Source organism: Cellulomonas rhizosphaerae, assembly GCF_003470205.1.
Classification (GTDB): Bacteria; Actinomycetota; Actinomycetes; order Actinomycetales; family Cellulomonadaceae; genus Cellulomonas; species Cellulomonas rhizosphaerae.
Genome location: NZ_QWKP01000085.1, coordinates 1 through 5,742, shown reverse-complemented (window position 1 = coordinate 5,742; position 5,742 = coordinate 1). Strand labels below are relative to the sequence as shown.

The window sequence follows — 5,742 nt, the reverse complement described above, 5'->3', positions numbered from 1 at the left end:
CGACGAGGTCGCGGCCCACTGGGACGACTCGGGCCAGGTCTCCTGGGTCGAGAGCGTGGGCCTGACCCTGCTGCGCGGGCACGCGCGGTTCAGCGGCCCCCGCGAACTGGTGCTGACCTCCGAGGACGGCGAGCAGCGGGTGAGCGCGCGGCACGCCGTAATCGTGGCGACGGGGTCGTCCGCGGTCGTCCCGGACATCGAGGGGCTCGCGGCGGCGAAGCCGTGGACCAGCCGCGAGGCGACGTCGGTCCGGCAGGTCCCTGCGCGGCTCGTCGTGCTCGGTGGCGGCGTGGTCGGCGTCGAGATGGCGACGGTGTTCGCGGACTTCGGCAGCGCGGTGACGCTCGTCGTGCGCGGAGACCGTCTGCTCGCGGGTGCGGAGCCCTTCGCGGGCGAGGCGGTCGCGCAGTCGCTGGAGTCGCTCGGGGTCACGGTGCTGTTCGACGCATCGGCCACGGCGGTGGCGCGCGACGACGACGGCGTCCACGTGACGCTGGGCGACCGCACCCTTGATGCCGACGAGATCCTCGTGGCGACCGGCCGGCGGCCGCGCACCGACGACCTCGGCCTCGAGACCGTCGGGCTCACGCCGGGCCACGCGATCGAGGTCGACGACACGCTCGCCGCGACCGGCTCCGACGCAGGCTGGCTGTTCGCGGTCGGCGACGTCACGGGCCGCACGGCGACCACCCACCAGGGCAAGTACGACGCCCGCGTCGCCGGTGACGTGGTCGCGGCCCGCTTCGGGTCCGACGACGCCGCGCGGACGGCCGAGGCCGACGCCGGCCCCTGGTCGCGCTACCGGGCGACCGCCGACGAGGAGTCCGTCCCCCAGGTGGTGTTCTCGCGGCCGGAGGTCGCGTGGGTCGGGCACACCGAGGCCAGTGCGAGGAAGGCCGGGATCGACGTGCGCGTCGTGCCGTACGAACTGGGCAATCTCGCCGGCGCGAGCGTGCTGTCGCCGGACTACACCGGCAAGGCGCAGCTCGTGCTCGACGACGCTCGCGGGGTCATCGTCGGCGCGACGTTCGTCGGGCCGGACGTGGCCGAGATGCTGCACGCCGCGACGGTGGCGGTCGTCGGGCAGGTGCCGCTCGCGCGGCTGTGGCACGCCGTGCCCGCGTACCCGACGCTGAGCGAGGTCTGGCTGCGCTTCGGCGAGGCCGCCGGCCTCTGAGCCTGCGGGTGCTGGATGCACGACGAGGGCGGCTCCCCGGGTGGGGAGCCGCCCTCGTGGTTCGTGTGTCAGATCAGCTGGCGGCCAGCGAGCCGTCGCTCGAGAGCACGAGGCCGATCGCGGCCTCGCCCTTGCGGACCGCGGCACCGATCAGGCCGAAGTCGTAGGACTTGAAGTCCGAGAACACCAGGCCGTACGTGTCCTCGAGGCCCGGCTGGCAGAACGGGCGGTCGGGGCACTCGGCCGGGCCGGCCAGAGTCAGGCCGCCGCACGCGGCGGCGAGCTCCGTGAGGGTCGTGACCTTGTGCGCGTCGGCGAACTCCTGGGTGACGGCGAACGCGTTCTGGTCCTGCGCGGCGGAGGCGTCGCCCATGACGAGCTTGCTCTGCTCGGCCAGCGGCGTCAGTGCCGCGACGGTCGTCGCGATGTCGTCCGACGCGACCGACTTGGCGTCCGCGCCGTTGATCTTGGCGTTGAGGAAGTCCGCGAGCGTGGCGGCGTACTCGGGGACGGCGACCAGGTCGCCCTTCTCGAGGGCAGGCAGGTAGGTCTCGCGGTTGCCGATCGTGCGGACCTCGACGTCGAACCCGGCGGACTTCAGCACCGCGCCGTAGATCTCGGCGAGGGTCACGTTCTCGGAGAAGTTCGCGGCGCCGACGACGAGCTTGCCGCTGCCGCTCTTGTCCGTGGCCTCGAGCTTGTTGGTCGTGACGAACTCGGCGGCGACCTCGGTCGAGGTCTTGCGGTCGATGTCGACGGCCTTGTTTAGCTGGATCAGCTTGTCGGTGTCCAGGGCGGCGGACACCGAGTTGAGCAGGTCGACGATCTCGGGGTTCTTGTCCGCGGCGGCCTTGTTCACGGCCGGGATGATGTTGTCCGAGTTCTGCAGGCCCTTGTCGTCCTTGAGGACGACGAGCTTGTCGCCCGCGACGGGCGCGCAGTCGGCAGCGCCGGAGGTACCGGAGGAGGTGGGCTCAGCCTCGCCGCCACCGGAGCCTGCCTCGCCACAACCGGCGAGGAGGAGGCTCGAGGCGAGCAACGAGGTGGCGAGCAGGGTCTTGGCCGTCAGGTGGCGGACGCGCATCGTGAGCTCCTGGGTCGGGGTGAGGGGGGTGCGCAAGGGGTGCGCGTCGGTCGCCGGCTATCGCGTCGGCGCTGGACCATTCGAACTGCTCGAAGCCGTGGCGGCAACCGGTACGCCGGGTGATCGCTGTCGGCGCCAACCACGGGCGGGCCGCGAGGATTCCCGCAGGCCACGTGGGGTGAGAAGTCGTTGCACGATCGCGAGCAAGCCTTCCGCAACCAGGCACAGCCCGGCAACGAGAATGCCTCCGGCAAGCACCTGCCCGTAGCGCTGGGTGCCGAAGCCCGTCACGACGATCGTGCCGAGGCTGGTGCCGCCGACGAGCGCGGCCAGCGGGACCGTCGCCAGGACCTGCACGACAGCGGTGCGCACGCCGGCCGCGATCAGCGGGACGGCGAGCGGGAGCTCGATCTCGACCAGCCGCCGGCGGCCGGACATCCCGAGCCCGCGCGCGGCGTCGACGATGTCGCGGTCGACGTCGCCGAGCCCGGTCACCGTGTTCGTCAGCAGCGGCGGGATCGCGAAGATCGCGCACGCCAGCACCGTCGCGGTGTTGCCGAACAGCCCTGCCGAGGCGAAGAGCGTGAGCAGGGCGAGCGTGGGGAGCGCCCGGGTGGTGTTCGCGACGACGACGCCGAGCGTGCCGCCGCGCCGGGCGTGCCCGAGCCAGACGCCCGCGGGCAGCGCGACGACCGCCGCGAGCAGCACCGCGAGGAGGGTGACCTGCAGGTGCGCCGCGGTCAGGGCGATCACGCCGTTGCGGCCCGTCCAGTTCAGGGGGTCGTTCAGCCAGGCGAAGGCGTCGCTCAGGATCTCCACGTCCGCCCCCTCACGCCGACACGTCCGAGAGGATCCGGGACCGTGACCACGGCATCATCCAGCGCGCGATCGTCACGATCGCGAGGTCTGCGATCAGCGCGAGAACCAGGCACAGGATCGTGGCCGTCATGATCTCCGCGTGGTAGTTGCTGCGGAACCCGCGGAACATCAGCTGCCCGAGCCCGCCGAACCCGACGACGACGCCGACGGTCACCAGTGCCACGGTCGTCACGGTCGCGACGCGCACGCCCGCGACGATGCTGGGCAGCGCCTGCGGCAGCTCCACCTGCACGAGCATCCGCGTGCGCCCGTAGCCCATGCCGCGCGCGGCGTCGGTGACCGCGGGGTCCACGCCCTGCAGGCCGACGAGGATGTTGCGGATCAGCACGAGGAGCGCGTACGCGACCAGCCCGATGAGCACCGTCGTGCGCCCGATGCCCGTGTAGGGGGCCAGGAGCGCGAACAGCGCGAGCGACGGGATCGTGTACATGACGCCCGCGGCACCGACCACGGGCGCTGCGAGGCGCGGCCGTGTGTGGGCCAGCGCAGCCAGTGGCAGGGCGAGGAGGAGCGCGATCGCCACGGCCTGCAGCGTCAGGGACACGTGCTGGCCGAGCGCCTCGGTGATGTCGGCGTGGTTGCGCTGGACGTAGTCCCACGAGAACCAGGGGTTCGGTGGTGTGTCCGCCAGACGCATGGTGCGACCGTAACGGGCACGTCTGACACGCGCAGTCTGGACGGGCCCGTCTCACGGGGTGGGTCGCGGGTGTCGGACCTGCGCGCTAGCGTCCCTCGGGTGGCAGACGAGTGGGCGATCAGGTTCGACGGCGTGAGCAAGACGTACGCGCCCGGCGGCAGCGGCAAGGGGCCGGCGGCCGTGCACGGCCTCAGCCTGGACGTGCGCCCGCACGAGGTGCTCGTCCTCGTCGGGCCGTCCGGCTGCGGCAAGTCGACCACGCTGCGGATGGCCAACCGGCTCGTCGAGCCGACCTCCGGTCGCATCCTGCTCGAGGGCGACGACGTGACGAAGGTCGACCCCGTCCAGCTGCGCCGCCGGATGGGCTACGTCATCCAGAACGTCGGCCTGTTCCCGCACCGCACGGTCGCGCAGAACGTCGCGACCGTCCCCAAGCTGCTCGGCTGGGACCGCACGCGCACCCGCACCCGCGTGAACGAGCTCCTCGAGCTCGTCGGCCTGACCCCCGACCGGTACGCCAAGCGCTACCCGCACGAGCTGTCCGGCGGCGAGCGGCAGCGCGTCGGCGTGGCCCGCGCGCTAGCGACGGACCCGCCCGTGCTGCTCATGGACGAGCCGTTCGGCGCGGTCGACCCCGTGGGCCGGCGCCGGCTGCAGCGCGAGTTCTCCAAGATCCAGCGCGAGCTGGGCACCACGGTCATGCTCGTCACGCACGACATCGACGAGGCCGTGCGGATGGCCGACCGCGTGGCGGTGCTGAGCGAGGGCGCGCACATCGAGCAGCTGGCCCCGCCGCTCGAGATCGTCGCGCGCCCCGCGTCGGCTGCGGTCGCGGACCTCGTCGGGAGCGGACGGACCGCCCGCCTGCTCACCCTGGGACGGCTCGAGCGCTCGGATCTGGTCGACGACGCGTCGGACGGCATGGACCGCCCGCACGTCGAGCTCGGCGACGAGCTCAGCGACGTGCTCGACCACCTCGTCGACGAGGACGCCGGGCGAGTCGGGGTTCCCGTCTGGGAGCACGGTCGGCCCATCGGTCACGTGACCGGGCAGAGCGTGCTGCGCGCGCTGCGCCGGCTGGCCGACGAGCGGGCCGAGGCGACCGAGCCCGCCGCGGCCACCGAGCAGGGCGAGCCCGACGAGGCTGTCGACACCCGAGCCTGAGTGTCCGGCGTCCCCGTGCGAGCGCCCGACCCGAGCCGGACACATGCGGTCGGTAGGCTGCGCACGTGACCTCGACGACCGCGCGCCTTGCCCTCGCCACCTGCGCTGAGCTGCCGGACCTCGATCCGGACGACGTGCCCCTGCGTGACGCCCTCCTCGAGCGCGGCATCGCGACCGACATCGTCGTCTGGGACGACCCGACGGTCGACTGGGGGACGTACCAGCACGTCGTGATCCGCTCGACCTGGGACTACACGAGCCGCCCGACGCAGTTCGTCGACTGGACGCGCCGCGTCGAGCGCACGAGCACGCTGCTCAACCCCGCGCAGGTCGTCGGCTGGAACATCGACAAGACCTACCTGCGCGACCTCGAGAAGGCGGGGCTGCCGATCGTCCCGACGATCTGGCTGGACCCCGAGCGCAACTTCGACTCCCGCGCGATCCACACGCGGTTCCCGGCTTTCGGCGACTTCGTCATCAAGCCGACGGTGAGCGCGGGCTCGCGCGACACCGGCCGGTACCAGGCGGACGTCACGCCGTCGCGGTCGCTGGCGATCTTGCACGCCAAGAGCCTGCTCGGCGTCGGTCGTCGCGTGATGATCCAGCGCTACCTGCGCCAGGTCGACACGGCGGGCGAGACCGCGCTGGTGTTCTTCGACGGCGAGTTTAGCCACGCCGTGCGCAAGGGACCGATCCTCGACGGGCCGTACCGCGCCGACGACAACGAGCTGTACGCCCGCGAGGAGATGAGCCCTCGCGAGGCCACGGACGCCGAGCGCGAGGTCGCCGAGCGCGTCGTCG

6 protein-coding genes are annotated in these 5,742 nt (G+C 72.5%); 3 read left to right on the top strand and 3 right to left on the bottom strand.

The window, feature by feature from the left end:
* Positions 1 to 1,177: dihydrolipoyl dehydrogenase family protein (locus D1825_RS01605; protein ID WP_138067305.1), on the top strand; the 1,177-nt coding region annotated here is incomplete at its 5' end.
* A gap of 73 nt (positions 1,178 to 1,250) precedes the next feature.
* On the opposite strand, the gene D1825_RS01600 is transcribed toward D1825_RS01605, so the two are convergent.
* The 3 genes from D1825_RS01600 to D1825_RS01590 are packed head-to-tail and all read right to left on the bottom strand — an operon-like array spanning position 1,251 to position 3,777.
* Positions 1,251 to 2,261, bottom strand: a complete 1,011-nt coding sequence (locus D1825_RS01600; RefSeq protein WP_118765754.1) for a glycine betaine ABC transporter substrate-binding protein — start codon at positions 2,259 to 2,261, stop codon at positions 1,251 to 1,253.
* A gap of 57 nt (positions 2,262 to 2,318) precedes the next feature.
* Positions 2,319 to 3,080, bottom strand: coding sequence for an ABC transporter permease (locus D1825_RS01595; RefSeq protein ID WP_118765753.1), 762 nt, complete (start codon positions 3,078 to 3,080; stop codon positions 2,319 to 2,321).
* A 10-nt stretch (positions 3,081 to 3,090) separates the two neighbouring features.
* A complete protein-coding gene (locus D1825_RS01590; protein ID WP_118765752.1) occupies positions 3,091 to 3,777 on the bottom strand; it encodes an ABC transporter permease in 687 nt (228 codons plus the stop codon).
* Positions 3,778 to 3,876: 99 nt separating this feature from the next.
* Here D1825_RS01590 and D1825_RS01585 point away from each other — a divergent pair, with 99 nt between their 5' ends.
* Both D1825_RS01585 and D1825_RS01580 read left to right on the top strand, forming a co-directional pair.
* Positions 3,877 to 4,941, top strand: a complete 1,065-nt coding sequence (locus D1825_RS01585) for an ABC transporter ATP-binding protein (RefSeq protein ID WP_118765751.1) — start codon at positions 3,877 to 3,879, stop codon at positions 4,939 to 4,941.
* A 65-nt stretch (positions 4,942 to 5,006) separates the two neighbouring features.
* Positions 5,007 to 5,742: ATP-grasp domain-containing protein (locus tag D1825_RS01580; protein ID WP_118765750.1), on the top strand; the 736-nt coding region annotated here is incomplete at its 3' end.